The organism is Leclercia sp. EC_58, assembly GCF_019584355.1.
Classification (GTDB): domain Bacteria; phylum Pseudomonadota; class Gammaproteobacteria; order Enterobacterales; family Enterobacteriaceae; genus Enterobacter.
Map to the genome: position 1 here is coordinate 775,813 of NZ_VDAM01000001.1, position 18,138 is coordinate 793,950.

Here is an 18,138-nt window from a genome sequence, read left to right on the forward strand (position 1 = left end):
TATTCCACACAAAAGGGGACAGTATATACCCTAAATGCCCGCGTGCTCGACTTCTGCCGGGAAATGACGGTGCCAGGCATCGAAGCCGCCGTCCACGCTGTAAACCGAGTCATAGCCCTGTTGCAGCAGATATTGCGCCGCCCCCTTACTGCTGTTGCCGTGATAGCACATCACCATCACCGGGGTGTCGAAATCGTTGTCACGCATAAACTCGGCGAGCGAGGCATTGGTCAGATGGAATGCGCCCGGGGTGTGGCCCATCGCAAAACTTTGCGGATCGCGAATATCCACCAGCACTGCGGTGCCCTGGTGCATCTTCTGATGGGCTTCTTCTACGTTAATACATTCAAATTGTTCCATGGTGCTCTCTGTTGTCTGTTCACGTGCCGTGCGGCCTGGGACCGCACTATTTTAACGGTTAGTGTACGTCGTGGCGGCGGGTAAACGCCATTATGTTAGCTCTATCACTCAAAAATGTTTTTTTGATGTTACTAAAATCCATTTCCTTTGCTAATATGAGCGATATCGAACATTTTTGAGCTTTAACGAAAGTGCGTGAGGATGCAATGGAAACTAAAGATCTGATTGTAATAGGTGGCGGTATCAACGGTGCAGGTATTGCGGCTGATGCGGCCGGGCGCGGGTTATCTGTCCTGATGCTGGAAGCGCAGGATCTCGCCTGTGCCACCTCCTCCGCCAGCTCCAAACTGATCCACGGTGGCCTGCGTTACCTGGAACACTATGAGTTCCGCCTGGTGAGTGAAGCGCTGGCGGAACGTGAAGTGCTGCTGAAAATGGCGCCCCATATCGCCACGCCGATGCGTTTTCGTCTGCCGCACCGCCCGCATCTGCGCCCGGCATGGATGATCCGCATTGGTCTGTTTATGTACGACCACCTGGGTAAACGCACCAGCCTGCCCGCCTCTGCCGGTGTGCGTTTTGGCACAGACTCGGTGCTGAAGCCTGAAATCGTGCGCGGATTCGAATATTCCGACTGCTGGGTGGACGATGCCCGCCTGGTGCTGGCCAACGCGCAAATGGTTGAACGCAAAGGCGGCGAGGTGAAAACCCGTACCCGCGCGGTCTCGGCGCGCCGGGAAAAGGGGCTGTGGATTGTCGAAGCGGAAGATATCGATACCGGCGAGCGCTTCAGCTGGCAGGCACGCGGGCTGGTGAACGCCACCGGCCCATGGGTGAAGCAGTTCTTTGACCAGGGGATGCAGCTGCCGTCACCGTATGGCATCCGCCTGATCAAAGGTAGCCACATTGTGGTGCCGCGCGTCCATACCCAGAAGCAGGCCTATATTCTGCAAAACGAAGACAAGCGCATCGTGTTTGTGATCCCGTGGATGGATGAGTTCTCCATCATTGGCACCACCGACGTGGAGTACAAAGGCGATCCGAAGAACGTTGAGATCGACGAGAGCGAAGTCAGCTATCTGCTGGAGGTCTATAACGCGCACTTTAAAAAGACGCTGACGCGTGAGGATGTGGTCTGGAGCTACTCTGGCGTGCGTCCGCTGTGCGATGACGAATCCGATTCACCGCAGGCCATCACCCGCGACTACACGCTTGATATTCACGACGATCACGGCAAAGCGCCGCTGCTGTCGGTGTTTGGCGGCAAGCTCACCACCTACCGTAAGCTGGCGGAACATGCGATGGAAAAACTGGCCCCCTACTACCAGGGTATCGGCCCGGCATGGACCAAAGGCGCGGTACTGCCTGGAGGTGATATCGGCGGCAACCGCGATGACTACGCGGCAAAACTGCGCCGTCGCTATCCGTTTATCAGCGAATCCATGGCCCGCCACTTTGCCCGCACCTACGGCAGCAACAGCGAGTTGATCCTGAACGGGGCGAAGGATCTGACCGATCTGGGCGAACATTTTGGCCACGAGTTTTACGAGGCGGAACTGCGCTACTTAGCCGACCACGAGTGGGTACGCCGCGCAGACGATGCGCTCTGGCGTCGCACCAAAGAGGGGATGTGGCTCAATGCGGAGCAACAGTCGCGCGTGGCGCTGTGGCTGGCGCAGCGTATGGGAAAGCGTGAGCTGTCGTTAGCATCATAAAAAATGCCCGGTGGCGCTAACGCTTACCGGGCCTACAGGTTTCGTGCGGGCTTCGTGCCCGGTGGCGCTGGCGCTTACCGGACCTACAAAAGACAAAAGTACGTAGGCCGGGTAAGGCGCAGCCGCCACCCGGCATTTTTTACAACCGCACCGGTTTGATATGCCAGATGTTCTCGGCATACTCCTGGATGGTGCGATCCGACGAGAAGTAGCCCATATTGGCGATGTTGTGCATCGCTTTGGTGGCCCACTCTTCCGGCTTGCGGTACAGCTCGTCGACCTTGTCCTGACAATCCACATAGCTGCGGTAGTCAGCCAGCACTTGGTAGTGGTCACCGAAGTTAATCAGCGAATCCACCAGGTCGCGGTAGCGGCCAGGCTCGTCCGGGTTAAATACCCCGGTGCCGATCTGGGTCAGCACCTGACGCAACTCTTCATCCTGCTCGTAATAATCACGCGGCGAGTAGCCCTTAGCACGCAGCGCCTCCACCTCTTCCGTGGTGTTACCGAAGATAAAGATGTTCTCTTCACCCACGTGCTCCAGCATTTCAACATTGGCGCCATCCAGCGTGCCGATGGTCAGCGCGCCGTTGAGGGCAAACTTCATGTTACTGGTGCCAGAGGCTTCGGTGCCTGCGGTCGAGATCTGCTCCGAGAGATCGGCGGCCGGAATGATCAGCTGGGCCAGACTCACGCTGTAGTTCGGGATAAAGACGACCTTCAGCTTGTCGCCAATCTGCGGATCGTTATTGATCACCTTCGCCACGTCGTTGATCAGATGAATAATGTGCTTCGCCATGTAATATGCCGAGGCGGCTTTACCGGCGAAGATGTTCACGCGTGGCACCCAGTCCGCATCCGGGTCGGCCTTGATGCGGTTGTAGCGGGTTATCACGTGCAGCACGTTCATCAGCTGACGCTTGTACTCGTGGATACGTTTGATCTGCACGTCGAACAGCGCTTTCGGGTTAGCCACCACGTTAAGATGCAGCGCCATCCATACCGCCAGCCGCTTTTTATTGAGCAGCTTGGCATCACGCACCGCTTTATTCACCGTCGGGAAGTCAGCATGCTGCTCGAGCTCGCTCAGCTGGCTTAAATCGGTCCGCCAGGTGCGGCCAATGTTCTCGTCGAGCACATCAGAGAGCGGCTGGTTCGCCAGCGCCAACCAGCGGCGTGGCGTCACCCCGTTGGTGACGTTGCAGAAACGCATCGGGAAGATTTTCGCAAAGTCTGCGAACAGCGACTGCACCATCAGGTTCGAGTGCAGCTCAGACACGCCGTTGACCTTGTGGCTGATCACCACCGCCAGCCACGCCATGCGCACCCGGCGGCCATTGGATTCATCAATGATCGAGGTGCGGCTCAGCAGGCCGGTGTCGTGCGGATACTGCTCCTGCAACGTTCTCAGGAAGAAGTCGTTAATCTCGAAGATAATCTGCAGGTGGCGCGGCAGGATTTTGCCGAGCATATCTACTGGCCAGGTTTCCAGCGCTTCGCTCATCAACGTGTGGTTGGTGTAGGAGAAGACCTGGCAGGTCACCTCAAACGCCTCGTCCCAGCTGAACTTGTGCTCGTCAATCAGCAAGCGCATCAGCTCAGGGATCGACAACACCGGGTGGGTGTCATTCAGGTGAATTGCGATCTTATCCGCCAGATTGGCGTAGGTTTTGTGCAGCTGGTAGTGACGGCTCAGGATATCCTGAATGGTCGCGGAGACCAGGAAGTACTCCTGACGCAGGCGCAGCTCGCGCCCGGAGTAGGTGGAATCATCCGGATAGAGCACCCGGGAGACGTTCTCGGAGTGGTTTTTATCTTCCACCGCCGCGAAGTAGTCGCCCTGGTTGAACTTACCGAGGTTAATCTCGCTACTGGCCTGGGCGTTCCACAGGCGCAGCGTATTGGTGGCGTCAGTGTCGTAGCCGGGAATGATCTGATCGTAAGCCACAGCCAGGATCTCTTCGGTTTCGACCCAGCGGCTCTTCTTGCCTTCCTGCTGAATACGGCCACCGAAGCGGACTTTATAGCGGGTATTGTGGCGCTTGAACTCCCAAGGATTGCCATACTCCAGCCAGTAGTCCGGAGACTCTTTTTGTCGGCCATCGACAATGTTCTGTTTGAACATGCCGTAATCGTAGCGGATACCGTAGCCACGCCCTGGCAGGGCGAGGGTCGCCAGCGAATCGAGGAAGCAGGCCGCCAGACGGCCCAGACCACCGTTGCCGAGGCCAGGGTCGTTCTCTTCATCAATCAGCTCTTCTAAATCTAACCCCATCTCTTCCAGCGCAGTTTTGACGTCGTCATAGATACCCAGCGACAACAGCGCGTTGGAAAGGGTGCGGCCAATCAAAAACTCCATCGACAGATAGTAAACCTGGCGAGTCTCCTGTGAGAGCTGGGCGCGGTTGGAGCGCAGCCAGCGCTCAACCAGCCGGTCACGCACCGCAAACAGGGTGGCGTTGAGCCATTCGTGTTTGTTGGCGATGACCGGGTCTTTGCCAATGGTGAACATCAGCTTGTAAGCAATGGAGTGCTTTAACGCCTCAATGCTTACCGTGGGAGACGCATAGGAAAAGGGTGCATTCATATCTCTGATTCCAGCATTGTTACATCAAGCGTTGATAAAGATCGCGGTAGGACTGCGCCGCAACTTGCCAGCTAAAATCCATGGCCATCGCCTGGCGTTGAACAAAACGCCATAAAGAAGGACGTGACCACAACACGAAAGCACGACGAATCGCGCGTAACAGCGACCAGGCATTACTGTCTTCAAAGACAAATCCGGTGGCGATCCCATCCGCCAGATTCTCCAGCGAGGTGTCGGATACGGTATCCGCCAGCCCGCCAGTACGCCGCACCAGTGGCAGCGTGCCGTACTTCAGACCATACAGCTGGGTTAAGCCGCAGGGCTCAAAACGGCTCGGCACCAGAATAACGTCTGCGCCCGCCATGATGCGGTGCGAAAACGCTTCGTGATAGCCAATCTGCACACCCACCTGTCCCGGATGTTCGGCGGCGGCGGCGAGGAAGCCCTCCTGCAGTACCGGATCGCCCGCACCCAGCAGCGCCAGCTGTCCGCCCTGCTCCAGCAGGCCCGGCAGCGCCTCGAGCACCAGATCGAGTCCTTTCTGGCTGGTCAGACGGCTTACCACCGCAAACAGCGGCACCTTGTCGTTGACCTTCAGTCCCATGGCAACTTGCAGCTGACGTTTGTTCTCGGCCTTATCTTCCACGGAGTCGCGGTTATAGCGCGCCCCCAGCAGCAGATCGGTTTCCGGACTCCAGATTTTTTCATCCACGCCGTTGAGAATGCCCGACAGTCGGCCTTCGCGATGGCGCTGGCTGAGCAGCCCCTCCATCCCGTAGCCAAACTGCGCTTCGGTGATCTCCCGCGCGTAGGTTGGACTGACGGCGGTGATGTGATCGGCGTAGTAAAGCCCGGCCTTGAGGAAGGAGATCTGCCCCTTAAACTCCAGCCCGTGCATATTAAAGAATGACCATGGCAAATCGATGTCATCCATATGTTTGGCGAAATACATGCCCTGGTACGCCAGGTTATGCACGGTAAAGACCGACTTCGCCGGATGGCCACGTGCCGCCAGATAGGCTGGCGCTAACCCGGCGTGCCAGTCGTGGGCATGCACCACGTCCGGACGCCAGAACGGATCCAGCCCACAGGCCATCTCCGCACCTACCCAGCCGAGCAGCGCGAAACGCAGCACGTTATCGGTATAGGCAAACAGGTTAGTGTCGTGGTACGGGCTCCCTGGGCGATCATAAAGATGCGGCGCGTCAATCAGGTAGATACCCACGCCGTTGTAATGGCCAAACAGTAATGTGATGCGCCCGGCAAAGGTCTCGCGGCGGCTGACGATCTGCGCGTCAGGCACGCCGCGACGAATATCTGGAAAAGCGGGTAATAGCACGCGGGTATCAACCCCACCTGCAATTTGCGCCGCCGGTAACGCCCCTATCACATCCGCCAACCCGCCAGTTTTGAGCAACGGGAACATTTCAGAACAAACGTGTAAAACCTGCATCATCGCTCCTGTTTGATCTGCAGTTTACGCAGCATTTCCCGCGTAACCAGCACGATACCTTCTTCTGAGCGGTAGAAACGGCGCGCGTCCTCTTCCGCATTTTCTCCAATTACCATGCCTTCCGGAATGACGCAGGCACGGTCGATAACGCAACGACGCAGGCGGCACGAGCGGCCCACCCAGACGTCGGGTAACAGCACTGACGAATCAATATTGCAGAAGGAGTTCACCCGCACGCGCGGGAACAATACCGACTGCACCACCACCGAGCCGGAGATAATGCACCCGCCGGAAACCAGCGAGTTCAGCGTCATGCCGTGGCTGCCCGAACGGTCCTGGACAAATTTTGCCGGCGGCAGAGACTCCATATGGGTGCGGATCGGCCAGTTATGGTCGTACATATCCAGCTCCGGCGTGACAGAGGCCAGATCGAGGTTAGCCTTCCAGTACGCTTCCAGGGTTCCTACATCGCGCCAGTACGGTTCTGAATTCGGATCGGACTGCACGCAGGAGAGCGGGAAAGGATGTGCATAGGCCATGCCAGATTTGGTGATTTTCGGGATGATGTCTTTGCCGAAGTCATGGCTGGATTTTTCATCCTTGTCATCCTCTTCCAGCAGCTGGTAAAGGTAATCTGCATCAAAGACATAGATACCCATGCTGGCAAGCGCTTTAGTGTCATCGCCCGGCATTGAAGGTGGATTCGCCGGTTTTTCCACGAAATCGATCACCTTGTCGTTTTCGTCCACCGCCATGACGCCAAACGCCGTCGCCTCGGCAACGGGCACCGGCAAACAGGCTACGGTGCAGCGCGCCCCTTTTTCGACATGGTCGATAAGCATGCGCGAGTAGTCCTGCTTGTAGATATGGTCCCCGGCGAGGATCACCACGTATTCGGCGTTATAACGGCGAATGATATCGAGGTTCTGCGTAACCGCATCGGCGGTGCCGCGGTACCAGTTTTCACCATGGACGCGCTGCTGGGCAGGCAACAGGTCGACAAACTCGTTCATCTCCTCACTGAAGAACGACCAGCCGCGCTGAATGTGCTGCACCAGAGTGTGTGACTGATACTGGGTAATGACGCCAATACGGCGAATGCCTGAGTTGAGGCAATTGGACAGAGCAAAATCGATAATACGGAATTTACCGCCGAAGTGGACGGCGGGTTTGGCGCGCTTGATCGTTAAATCTTTTAATCGGGTACCGCGGCCGCCAGCAAGAATCAGGGCAACAGACTTCAATGGCAGCTGACGCGCCAACATTAGAGGGTCGTTCTTATCTAACCTAACCATGATCAACTCCTTTTATTATCATCTCTGGAATACACATACACCGTGCGCAGGCCCATGCCAGACAGTCATAACGACCGGATTATCCTCTCCGGCAAATGGGGGGATAGCCCGCCACTCCCCTTCAGGTAAAATAATTTCTGCGACCTCATCTGTGGCATTGAGGGTGATGAGCCAGCAATCCGAAAGCAGGATTTGCAGGCGCGGCACCCCGTTCTGCCACTCGTGCGCACCTAACGGTTGCGCCATTTTATTTAACCAGCGAACGTTGCCGTCGCCCTCTTCCCACCACCGATCCTCGGTGAGCGCCGGGATCTGCTTACGCAGATGGACCAACGCGGCAGTAAAAGCGACGAGTCCCTCGTTTGCCTGCTGCCAGTCAAGCCAGGTTAACGCGTTATCCTGGCAATAAGCATTGTTGTTGCCGCGCTGACTGTGGCCATGTTCATCGCCTGCCAGCAGCATCGGCGTACCCTGTGACAGTAAAAGCGTCGTCAGCAGCGCATGCACGCTGGCGCGGCGCCGCTCGATCACATCCAGATTGCCACTTAACCCTTCAATACCATGATTAAAACTGTGGTTATTGGAGGTGCCGTCACGGTTTTCTTCGCCGTTTGCTTCATTGTGTTTCTGATTGAAACAAACGCAGTCACGCAGGGTAAAACCGTCGTGCGCCGTCAACAGGTTGATCGACGCGGAAGGCAAACGCCCGTTGCGTTTAAATACATCGCTGGAAGCGGCGAAACGTCCGGCAAATGTTCCTAAAGAGAGATCGCGCGTCAGCCAGAAGCGGCGCGCCGCATCACGATAGTGATCGTTCCATTCCGCGAACAGCGGCGGGAAATTTCCCACCTGGTAGCCGCCCGGGCCGATATCCCAGGGCTCTGCAATCAGCTTCACACCTGAGAGCAGCGGGCAGTTTTTTATCGCCTCAAACAGCGGCGACTGCTGGCTGAATTCCGGCGTGCGTCCAATCACCGACGCAAGATCAAAACGAAAACCGTCGATATGGAAGGTTTCAACCCAGTACTTCAGGCAGGCATACGCATAGTCTGTCACTGCCGGATGGCTGAGATTGAGAGTGTTACCGCAACCGGTCCAGTTGTGATAATCACCATCCTCTCTTAACCAATAATAGCTAGGGTTATCAATTCCGCGCAGGGAGAACGTCGGCCCCTCAAGATCCAGCTCGGCGCTGTGGTTGAGGACGATATCCAGAATGACCTCGATACCCGCTTCGTGCAGCGCCTTCACCGCGTCACGAAACTCATCTCTTGCCCGGTCGGGATGCGAGGCATAGCGCGGCTCAAGGGCAAACATCGCCATCGGGTTATAGCCCCAGTAGTTACTGAGGCCGAGGCGTTGCAGGCGCGGCTCGCTGGCAAAATGGGCCACCGGTAATAATTCCAGGGTGGTGATACCGAGGCGCTTAAAATAAGCAATCATCACCGGGTGGCTGAGTGCTTTGTAGGTGCCCCGGATATCTTCCGGGATGTCAGGATGCAGCCAGGTCAGCCCTTTGACGTGGGCTTCATAGATGACCGTTTTGCCCCACGGTATATTGGGCGGGGCGTCCTCTTCCCAGTCGTAATGATCGCTGACCACGACGCTTTTTGGCGCCACCGCCGCGCTGTCACGGTGATCCGGAGTATCTGTGCCGCTGTGCAGCAGGGGATCATCATTCAGCGTGCCTTCGACCTGATACGCGCACGGGTCAAGCAGCAATTTTGCCGGGTTAAAGCGCAGCCCCTTTGCGGGATCCCACGGGCCATAAACCCGAAAACCATAGCGCATGCCGGGGCGGGCATGTTCCAGATAGCCATGCCAGATATCGCCGCTGCGCGCCACCATATCGTACCGATGTTCAATGCCTTTGCCGTCAAACACGCAGAGTTCAACCCGATCCGCGTGGGCGGAAAAGAGAGTGAAATTCACCCCTTTTCCGTCATAGCATGCGCCGAGCGGAGCGGGTTTACCTGCGGCGAGTTGCGTCATTCCCCCTCCCGGACCAGCCAGATAGTGGCTAACGGCGGCAACGTAATGCTCAGGGATTGTGGGCGGCCATGGCTCTCCTGTTCATCGCTCTGTACCAGCCCCCCGTTACCCGCGTTGCTGCCGTGATAGTGCATGGAGTCGGTATTCAGCACTTCACGCCATTTGCCAGGCTGATTGATGCCGAAACGGTAGTGATGGCGCGTCACCGGGGTGAAGTTACTGGCGACGATAATTTCGTTACCCGCCTTGTCGCGACGGACAAAGATCAGCACCGAGCGCTCGTGGTCATCCACCACCAGCCACTCAAAGCCGTAATCATCAAAGTCGAGCTCGTGCAGGGCTTTGTGGTGACGGTAGGTATGGTTGAGGTCGCGAACCAGGCGCTGAACGCCGTGGTGCCAGTTGTCGCCCCCTTCCAGCAGATGCCAGTCGAGACTGGTGTCGTGGTTCCATTCGCGTCCCTGGGCGAACTCGTTACCCATAAACAGCAGCTTTTTGCCCGGGAAGGCGAACATCCAGCCGTAGTAAGCGCGCAGGTTGGCAAATTTCTGCCACGCGTCTCCTGGCATGCGGTCGAGAATCGATTTTTTGCCGTGTACTACTTCATCGTGGGAGAGCGGCAGGACAAAGTTCTCGGTGCTGTTATAGAGCATGCCGAAGGTCAGTTTGTCGTGATGATACTGACGATGCACCGGATCCAGCTTCATGTAATCCAGGGTGTCGTGCATCCAACCCAGGTTCCACTTGTACCAAAAGCCCAGCCCGCCCATTGACGGCGGACGGGAGACGCCCGGGAAGTCGGTGGACTCTTCAGCCATCGTTACCGCCCCTGGCGCCTGTTCGCCAAGAATGCGGTTGGTGCTGCGCAGAAACTCAATCGCTTCCAGGTTTTCACGTCCGCCGAACTCGTTCGGGATCCACTCACCCTCTTTGCGGCTGTAGTCGCGGTAGATCATTGAGGCGACGGCGTCCACGCGCAGGGCATCAATGCCGAAACGCTCGATCCAGTAGAGGGCGTTGCCCACCAGGTAGTTGGTCACTTCCCGACGGCCATAGTTGTAGATCAGGGTATTCCAGTCCTGGTGATAGCCTTCCCGCGGGTCGCTGTGTTCATACAGGCTAGTGCCGTCAAATTGGGCGAGGCCAAAGTCATCGGACGGGAAGTGGCCCGGCACCCAGTCGAGGATCACGTTCAGTCCGGCGGCGTGCGCGGCGTTGATAAAATAGCGGAAGTCGTCGCGGGTGCCGAAACGGCGGGTCGGGGCATACATCCCGGTAGGCTGGTAGCCCCAGCTGCCGTCAAACGGATGCTCGTTAATGGGCAGCAGCTCCAGATGGGTAAAGCCCATCCACTTCACATAGGGGATCAGCTGGTCGGCCAGCTCCCGGTAGCTGAGCCAGAAGTTGTTGTCGGTATGACGACGCCAGGAGCCAAGATGGACTTCATAAATAGAGATTGGCATATCGAACTGGTTCGCCCGAATACGCTCTTCGCTCTGGGCGACTTTATCCGGCAGGCCGCAAATGAGTGACGCCGTTTCCGGGCGCATCTGCGCTTCGAAGGCATAGGGGTCGGCTTTGATACGCAGATTACCCTGCGCATCGATCATCTCATATTTGTAGAGCTGGCCGTTCAGTGCGCCAGGGATAAAGAGTTCCCAGATGCCGGTTTCACGCCGCAGACGCATCGGATGGCGACGGCCATCCCAGTAGTTGAACTGCCCCACCACGGAGACACGCTGGGCATTTGGCGCCCAGACGGTAAAACGGGTGCCGGTGACGCCATCCATAGTGTCGGCATGGGCGCCAAGCGTCTCATAAGGACGCAGGTGCGTACCTTCAGACAGTAGCCAGGCATCCATCTCCTGCAACAGCGGACCAAAGCGATAGGGATCATCGATCAGATTCTGTTGTCCATGCCAGATCACAGCGAGCTGGTAGCGGAAGAAGTTTTTACGGCGGGCCATCACGCCAGCGAAAAAGCCGCGTGAATCGAGACATTCGAGTTTCCCGACCTTGCGGCCGGTTTTAGGTTCAATCACCCACACTTCCGTTGCGTCAGGTAACAGTGCACGGACTTCCAGGCCGGCATCAGTGCGGTGCATGCCAAGTACAGAAAACGGATCCGCAAAGTGACCCGTAATAAGCGCATTAATCACGTCTCTATCAATACGAACGGACATGGTATTCATCCTGTTTTTTTAGTTGCCGCCCCTTTCGCGCGCCGGGTACGACCTTGATGTGACCTGAACGAAACCGCACATTGTGCATCCTCTCTGTTCCGTTCAACCTCCAGGCGGAATATGTGACATCCCGCATAAAGCATAGCCAACGCTTTATATGACTCCTGAAAAATTATGGACCATTTGGCGTTTACTCCATGTAGTACGCAAAAAAAGGGGTGATAAATCACCCCTTAGTATTAAGTATTTATTACGCCAGCTGGCGCAGCATCCTGCGCAGCGGTTCGGCGGCACCCCATAACAGCTGGTCGCCGACGGTAAAGGCGGAAAGGTACTCCGGCCCCATATTTAGTTTACGCAGACGGCCTACCGGGGTAGATAATGTGCCGGTGACCGCAGCTGGGGTCAGTTCGCGCATGGTGATGTCGCGGTCGTTTGGCACCACTTTCGCCCACGCATTGTGTGATGCGAGCAGTTCTTCCACGGTCGGGATAGACACATCTTTTTTCAGTTTAATGGTGAATGCCTGGCTGTGGCAGCGCAGCGCGCCGATGCGCACGCACAGGCCATCAACCGGGATCACGGAAGCGGTGCGCAGGATTTTGTTGGTCTCTGCCTGGCCTTTCCACTCTTCGCGGGTCTGGCCGTTATCCAGCTGTTTGTCGATCCACGGGATCAGGCCACCGGCCAGCGGTACGCCGAAGTTATCCACCGGCAGCTCGCCGCTGCGGGTCAGCTGAGTTACTTTGCGTTCGATATCGAGAATAGCAGACGCCGGGTTTGCCAGCTCATCAGCAACGCTGTGGTGCAGTTGGCCCATCTGGGTCAGCAGTTCGCGCATATGGCGCGCGCCGCCGCCGGAGGCCGCCTGGTAGGTTGCCACAGAGACCCACTCCACCAGATCCTGAGCAAACAGGCCGCCCAGCGACATCAGCATCAGGCTGACGGTACAGTTGCCGCCCACGAAGGTCTTCACGCCCTTGTTCAGGCCGTCGGTAATGACATCCTGGTTAACCGGGTCAAGAATAATAATGGCGTCGTCTTTCATGCGCAGCGAAGAGGCCGCGTCAATCCAGTAGCCCTGCCAGCCGCTTTCACGAAGCTTTGGATAAATTTCGTTGGTATAATCGCCGCCCTGGCAGGTGACAATAATATCCAGCGCCTTCAACGCTTCCAGATCGTAAGCATCCTGCAACGTGCCTGTGGTACCCCCAAAGGACGGTGCAGCCTGGCCGAGCTGGGAAGTGGAGAAGAAGACCGGACGGATAGCGTCGAAATCGCGCTCTTCAACCATGCGTTGCATGAGTACAGAGCCGACCATACCGCGCCAGCCGATAAAACCAACGTTTTTCATAGCATTTTTTTCCTGCAGAGGGTGTGTGCTGTTTGTGCAAGCCAGTATTGAACTGGGATATGCTTCACATTACAAAATGCTGCCAAAGTCGCAAGCGAAATTAATCGATGATTGCCCGCCGATCAGAAAAAGAGCTAATCATCGGGGAAACCATACAAGTATCAGGGATAATGTACGATGAGTGAAATCATTTCCGCCGCTGTTTTATTGATCCTAATTATGGATCCACTCGGAAACCTGCCTATTTTCATGTCGGTGTTGAAGCACACCGAGCCGAAGCGTCGTCGGGCCATCATGATCCGCGAGCTGCTCATCGCTCTGCTGGTGATGTTTATCTTCCTGTTTGCCGGCGAGAAAATCCTCGCGTTCCTGAACTTACGCGCTGAAACGGTCTCCATTTCCGGCGGGATTATTCTGTTCCTGATTGCCATCAAAATGATTTTCCCGAGCACCGAAGGCAACAGCAGCGGCCTGCCGGCGGGTGAAGAGCCGTTTATTGTGCCGCTGGCGATCCCACTGGTCGCCGGGCCGACCATTCTGGCGACGCTGATGCTGCTGTCACATCAGTATCCGAACCAGATGAGCCACCTGGTGATTGCCCTGCTGATTGCCTGGGGCGGAACGTTCATCATTCTGCTGCAGTCGTCGCTGTTTTTGCGCCTGCTGGGGGAGAAAGGGGTGAATGCGCTGGAGCGGCTGATGGGATTGATTCTGGTGATGATGGCGACACAGATGTTCCTGGATGGGATTCGGGCGTGGATGAAGGGGTGACGTTGGTTTGACGTTATGGAGTGAGAACATGCGGCTGTGGCGGCTACGCCTTACCCGGCCTACATCCCTGCCCACATAACCCGAAATTAAATCTCCAGCGACGAAAAGAGTCAGATAAGCAAAATACCCACAGCGGCTCCCTGGTCCGGCTGAAAATCGCTGAGGCGTTGACTGGAGGCCGGGGCGAGGCGCAGGGACGCGCCGAGAGGGGGCGACCTACAGGGATGTAGGATCGCCCCCGACCCGACAGCCGCAAGTCATAAGCCGAAGGGACCGCAACGCGGCGATTTTCCTGGCCGGGAGCCGGGGTGGTCAGGGGGGCGGCGGCGAGCCCCCCTGACACGTTCACGGGTGACGTGGCATACAGAGCAGCATTGAACGTAAAGTGAACGGAACCACCACCGTTGCCACATGTTCACCGCCGGGTGGCGGCTATGCCTTACCCGGCCTACGTTTCCTGCACGCACAAAAAAGCCGGGTGGCGGCTACGCCTTACCCGGCCTACATCCCTGCCCACATAACCCGAAATTAAATCTCCAGCGGCGAAAAGAGTCAGGTAAGCAAAACACCCACAGCGGCTCCCTGGTCCGGCTGAAAATCGCTGAGGCGTTGACTGGAGGCCGGGGCGAGGCGCAGGGACGCGCCGAGAGGGGGCGACCTACAGGGATGTAGGATCGCCCCCGACCCGACAGCCGCAAGTCATAAGCCGAAGGCACCGCAACGCGGCGATTTTCCTGGCCGGGAGCCGGGGTGGTCAGGGGGGCGGCGGCGAGCCCCCTGACACGTTCACGGGTGACGTGGCATACAGAGCAGCATTGAACGTAAAGTGAACGGAACCACTCCCGTTGCCACATGTTCACCGCCGGGTGGCGGCTATGCCTTACCCGGCCTACGTTTCCTGCACACACAAAAAAGCCGGGTGGCGGCTACGCCTTACCCGACCTACATCCCTGCCCCCATAACCCGAAATTAAATCTCCAGCGACGAAAAGAGTCAGGTAAGCAAAACACCCACAGCGGCTCCCTGGTCCGGCTGAAAATCGCTGAGGCGTTGACTGGAGGCCGGGTCGAGGCGCAGGGACCGCCGAGAGGGGGCGACCTACAGGGATGTAGGATCGCCCCCGACCCGACAGCCGCAAGTCATAAGCCGAAGGGACCGCAACGCGGCGATTTTCCTGGCCGGGAGCCGGGGTGGTCAGGGGGGCGGCGGCGAGCCCCCCTGACACGTTCACGGGTGACATGGCATACAGAGCAGCATTGAACGTAAAGTGAACGGAACCACCACCGTTGCCACATGTTCACCGCCGGGTGGCGGACGCATACGTTTCCTGCACGCACAAAAAAGCCGGGTGGCGGCTACGCCTTACCCGGCCTACGGTTTACGGTAGCTGCTAGCTCAACAACGTAAACGCAATCATCCCGACAATCGCCCCGGTCGTCCCGAGGATAGTTTCCATCATCGTCCAGGTCTTCAGCGTCTGCGCTTCCGTCGCCCCGGTAAATTTACCGAACAGCCAGAACCCCGCGTCGTTCACATGAGAGACCACAATAGATCCCCCCGCGATACAGATAGAGAGCGCCGCCATCTGCGCGCCGGAGTAGTTCAGCTGTTCAATCACCGGCATCACCAGCCCGACGGCGGTCAAACATGCCACAGTAGCGGAGCCCTGAATGATACGCACCGCCGCAGCCAGCACGAAGCAGGTCACCGCAATCGGCAGCCCCATACCGGTAAGCGCCCCACCTAACGCCGGGCCAACGCCAGAATCCACCAGCACCTGCTTGAACACGCCGCCCGCACCGATCACCAACAGAATAATACCCGCCGGCTGCAGCGCTGCACCGCAGATCTCCATCACGCGGTCTTTCGCCATGCCCTGGCGCATCGCCAGACCATAGATCGCCACCAGACAGGCCACTAGGATCGCCGTGAACGGGTGACCGATAAACTCAAACCATTCGTAGGCACTCGATCCCTCCGGCACAAAGCGCGCGGCGATGGTTTTGAGCCCGACCAGCACCAGCGGCAGCAGGATCAGGGCGAGGCTAAAGCCGAAGGAGGGCATTTTGTTTTCGCCCAGATGCGGCTCGGTGATGTCGTCAGGAATGTGCAACTCAACGTAACGGCTGATGAAGTTGCCCCACAGCGGACCGGCAATGAGCATGCCCGGGATTGCCGCGCACAGGCCGATGAGGATCATCCAGCCAAAGTCAGCATGCATCTGCGAGGCCAGCAGCATCGGCGCGGGGCCAGGCAGCAGGAACGCTGCGGCGGCGGCGACACCGGCAAACAGCGGAATAACAAGCTTCACGAGGTTGGTGCCGGTGTGGCGCGCCATCGAAAACGCCACGCTAATCAGCAGCACTACCGCCACTTCAAAAAACAGCGGCAGGGCGCAGATCAGACCGGCCAGACCGATGGCGTAATGCGCCCGGCTGTGACCGAAGGATTTTAGCATCTTGACGGCGATCTGATCGACCGCGCCGGTTTCATGCAGGATTTTGCCAAACATCGCGCCAAGCGCGACCACAATCGCCAGGAAGCCCAGCGTGCCTCCCATCCCTTTTTCCATGGTCGCAGCGATTTTGTCGAGCGGCATGCCGGAAAAGAGACCTGCACCAATAGATACCACCATCAAAGCCACGAAGGCGTGCATACGGGCCTTCATGACCAAAAACAGCAGTAGCAGCACGGAGCCTACTGCTGTTAAAACAAGCGTTAACGTACTCAAAACTTACTGCCTTTTGTTGATGACCTCAATGGTGCTTGCAACAACACCGTCCAGCGGCTGATCGATATCCACGACCAGTACATCGCTTTCATCCGCGCCTGGCTCTTGCAGGGTTTCAAACTGCGTCACCAGCATCTGGGTCTTAAAGAAGTGCCCTTTGCGCGCTTTCAGACGGGTTTCAATCACGTCGAAATCGCCCTTCAGGTAGATAAATGAGAGGTTAGCGTTACCTTCGCGCAGCTGGTCGCGGTAGCTCTTTTTCAGCGCAGAGCAGACGATCAGCGAGACTTTGTTGGTGCGCTGCATGGCAAACGCCGCATCGTTCAGGGCCTGCAGCCACGGTTTACGATCGTCGTCGTTCAGCGGCTCACCTGAGGCCATTTTGTTGATGTTGCTGCGCGGATGGAGAAAATCACCATCAAGAAACGCAGCATGGATTTGATGTGCCACTTCGCTGGCAACGGCGGACTTACCGCTACCGGAAACGCCCATCAGGACATAAACGTGGTGATCTGGATTTGTGGTGCTCAAAGTATGTCCCTCAGTCGATTGTTACGGGTAACAGTTATCGGTAACATTGTCCTGCCGGGGCTGACGAGAAGCAATATCCAAACGTGCGCGAAGTGAATAAGTGTGAGCTAGTTCAAACTTGTCACGCTAAATAGATCCACCCGGTGACAGAGTGAAACCTAAATCTAACATTTTAGGCGACACCGCTTCACCACGAATGCGCGCCAGCAGGCGTTCCGCACCGATACGGCCCATGCGCTCACGCGGCGTCAGGACACTCGCCAGGCGCGGCTCCATGACCTGGCCGATGTCGTGACCGTGGAAACCGGCAATCGCCATATCCTGCGGGATTTTCAGGCCCAGACGCTGGCATTCAAAAGCGGCGCCCACCGCGAGGTCATCGTTAGTACAGAAGATGCCATCAAGCTGCGGATATTCACGACGCGCCTGACGCATCAACTCAATGCCGGAGGTGTAGGAGGAGGACTGCTCTACCATCACACTGTAGGGCGTTAAGTTCGCGTCGAGCATCGCCTGCTCGTACCCCTTCTGTTTGATGATAGTACGTTCATCCAGACGTGCGCCAAGATAGGCGACATGACGATGGCCGCGGGCGATGATCGCCGCCGTCATCTGCCGGGCCGCTTCGAAGTTGTCGAACCCGACCGCGATATCCAGGCACGGCGACTGGCTATCCATCAGCTCCACCACCGGAATACCCGCCACTTCGATCATCTTCAGCGTGCGTGGGGTGTGGGTGCGTTCGGTGAGGATCAGGCCATCAATGTTCCAGGAAAGCATGGATTCCAGACGCTCCTCTTCCAGCTCCGGCTTGTAACCGTAGTGGGCGAGCATAGTCTGATAGCCAAAGGCGTCGGTGACGCTTTCGATGCCGCGAAGCACCTCGGCGAAGACCTGGTTGGTTAAAGAGGGAAGCAGGACGCCCACCGCACGGCTGGTCGCATTGGAGAGAATGTCGGGTGCACGGTTGGGGATATAACCCAGTTCATCGAGAGCAGCCGCAATCTTGCCACGTAATGCCACGGAAACTTGTTCCGGGTTACGTAAAAAACGGCTGACCGTCATTTTGGTCACACCGACGCGATCGGCGACATCCTGAAGTACGGGGCGTTTCTTTTTCATCGTCCTGAGAAATCATGAGTGAGAGATTTTCTCAGTTTATCACG

12 protein-coding genes are annotated in these 18,138 nt (G+C 57.2%); 2 read left to right on the forward strand and 10 right to left on the reverse strand.

All coding sequences use genetic code 11. From position 1 onward, the window contains the following. Nucleotides 1-30: 30 nt before the first annotated feature. The gene (gene glpE, locus FHC51_RS03935) at nt 31-360 is read right to left on the reverse strand and encodes a thiosulfate sulfurtransferase GlpE (protein WP_103177330.1); all 330 of its coding nucleotides are present in this window, start codon (nt 358-360) and stop codon (nt 31-33) included. A gap of 206 nt (nt 361-566) precedes the next feature. On the opposite strand from glpE, the gene glpD reads away from it, so the two are divergent. Further along, nucleotides 567-2,075, forward strand: a complete 1,509-nt coding sequence (gene glpD / locus FHC51_RS03940) for a glycerol-3-phosphate dehydrogenase (protein ID WP_220434934.1) — start codon at nt 567-569, stop codon at nt 2,073-2,075. Nucleotides 2,076-2,214: 139 nt separating this feature from the next. On the opposite strand, the gene glgP is transcribed toward glpD, so the two are convergent. From glgP to asd, 6 genes are all read right to left on the reverse strand, one after another. Next, on the reverse strand, nt 2,215-4,662 hold the full coding sequence (gene glgP, locus FHC51_RS03945; protein WP_103824789.1) for a glycogen phosphorylase: 2,448 nt from the start codon (nt 4,660-4,662) through the stop codon (nt 2,215-2,217). A gap of 19 nt (nt 4,663-4,681) precedes the next feature. Beyond that, nucleotides 4,682-6,115, reverse strand: coding sequence for a glycogen synthase GlgA (glgA, locus tag FHC51_RS03950; RefSeq protein WP_103177333.1), 1,434 nt, complete (start codon nt 6,113-6,115; stop codon nt 4,682-4,684). Next, nucleotides 6,115-7,410, reverse strand: coding sequence for a glucose-1-phosphate adenylyltransferase (gene glgC / locus FHC51_RS03955; RefSeq protein WP_103177334.1), 1,296 nt, complete (start codon nt 7,408-7,410; stop codon nt 6,115-6,117). Before glgC ends, glgA begins: the two co-directional genes overlap by 1 nt. Before the next feature lie 18 nt (nt 7,411-7,428). Then, a complete protein-coding gene (gene glgX, locus FHC51_RS03960; protein ID WP_220434935.1) occupies nt 7,429-9,402 on the reverse strand; it encodes a glycogen debranching protein GlgX in 1,974 nt (657 codons plus the stop codon). Continuing rightward, a complete protein-coding gene (glgB, locus tag FHC51_RS03965) occupies nt 9,399-11,585 on the reverse strand; it encodes a 1,4-alpha-glucan branching enzyme (RefSeq protein ID WP_103824787.1) in 2,187 nt (728 codons plus the stop codon). Before glgB ends, glgX begins: the two co-directional genes overlap by 4 nt. A gap of 250 nt (nt 11,586-11,835) precedes the next feature. Then, nucleotides 11,836-12,939, reverse strand: a complete 1,104-nt coding sequence (gene asd / locus FHC51_RS03970) for an aspartate-semialdehyde dehydrogenase (RefSeq protein WP_103824786.1) — start codon at nt 12,937-12,939, stop codon at nt 11,836-11,838. A 177-nt stretch (nt 12,940-13,116) separates the two neighbouring features. Between asd and yhgN the strand changes: the two genes are divergently transcribed. After that, complete coding sequence (yhgN, locus tag FHC51_RS03975; protein ID WP_103177338.1) at nt 13,117-13,710, forward strand: NAAT family transporter YhgN; 594 nt, start codon at nt 13,117-13,119, stop codon at nt 13,708-13,710. A 1,390-nt stretch (nt 13,711-15,100) separates the two neighbouring features. On the opposite strand, the gene gntU is transcribed toward yhgN, so the two are convergent. The 3 genes from gntU to gntR all read right to left on the reverse strand — a co-directional run bounded on the left by gntU (nt 15,101) and on the right by gntR (nt 18,094). Then, entirely contained in the window at nt 15,101-16,441 is a 1,341-nt protein-coding gene (gene gntU / locus FHC51_RS03980; RefSeq protein ID WP_220434936.1) for a gluconate transporter, read from the reverse strand. A gap of 3 nt (nt 16,442-16,444) precedes the next feature. After that, nucleotides 16,445-16,972 carry a gluconokinase gene (gene gntK, locus FHC51_RS03985; RefSeq protein ID WP_103824781.1) on the reverse strand — a complete coding sequence of 176 codons (528 nt, stop codon included), beginning with the start codon at nt 16,970-16,972 and terminating at the stop codon, nt 16,445-16,447. Nucleotides 16,973-17,098: 126 nt separating this feature from the next. Further along, on the reverse strand, nt 17,099-18,094 hold the full coding sequence (gntR, locus tag FHC51_RS03990) for a gluconate operon transcriptional repressor GntR (RefSeq protein WP_103177342.1): 996 nt from the start codon (nt 18,092-18,094) through the stop codon (nt 17,099-17,101). Nucleotides 18,095-18,138 lie beyond the last annotated feature (44 nt).

What these genes read in the sequence shown, in the direction of transcription:
- glpE (WP_103177330.1), bottom strand. Translation starts at nt 360, where the DNA reads ATGGAACAATTTGAATGTATTAACGTAGAAGAAGCCCATCAGAAGATG.
- glpD (WP_220434934.1), top strand. Translation starts at nt 567, where the DNA reads ATGGAAACTAAAGATCTGATTGTAATAGGTGGCGGTATCAACGGTGCA.
- glgP (WP_103824789.1), bottom strand. Translation starts at nt 4,662, where the DNA reads ATGAATGCACCCTTTTCCTATGCGTCTCCCACGGTAAGCATTGAGGCG.
- glgA (WP_103177333.1), bottom strand. Translation starts at nt 6,115, where the DNA reads ATGCAGGTTTTACACGTTTGTTCTGAAATGTTCCCGTTGCTCAAAACT.
- glgC (WP_103177334.1), bottom strand. Translation starts at nt 7,410, where the DNA reads ATGGTTAGGTTAGATAAGAACGACCCTCTAATGTTGGCGCGTCAGCTG.
- glgX (WP_220434935.1), bottom strand. Translation starts at nt 9,402, where the DNA reads ATGACGCAACTCGCCGCAGGTAAACCCGCTCCGCTCGGCGCATGCTAT.
- glgB (WP_103824787.1), bottom strand. Translation starts at nt 11,585, where the DNA reads ATGTCCGTTCGTATTGATAGAGACGTGATTAATGCGCTTATTACGGGT.
- asd (WP_103824786.1), bottom strand. Translation starts at nt 12,939, where the DNA reads ATGAAAAACGTTGGTTTTATCGGCTGGCGCGGTATGGTCGGCTCTGTA.
- yhgN (WP_103177338.1), top strand. Translation starts at nt 13,117, where the DNA reads ATGAGTGAAATCATTTCCGCCGCTGTTTTATTGATCCTAATTATGGAT.
- gntR (WP_103177342.1), bottom strand. Translation starts at nt 18,094, where the DNA reads ATGAAAAAGAAACGCCCCGTACTTCAGGATGTCGCCGATCGCGTCGGT.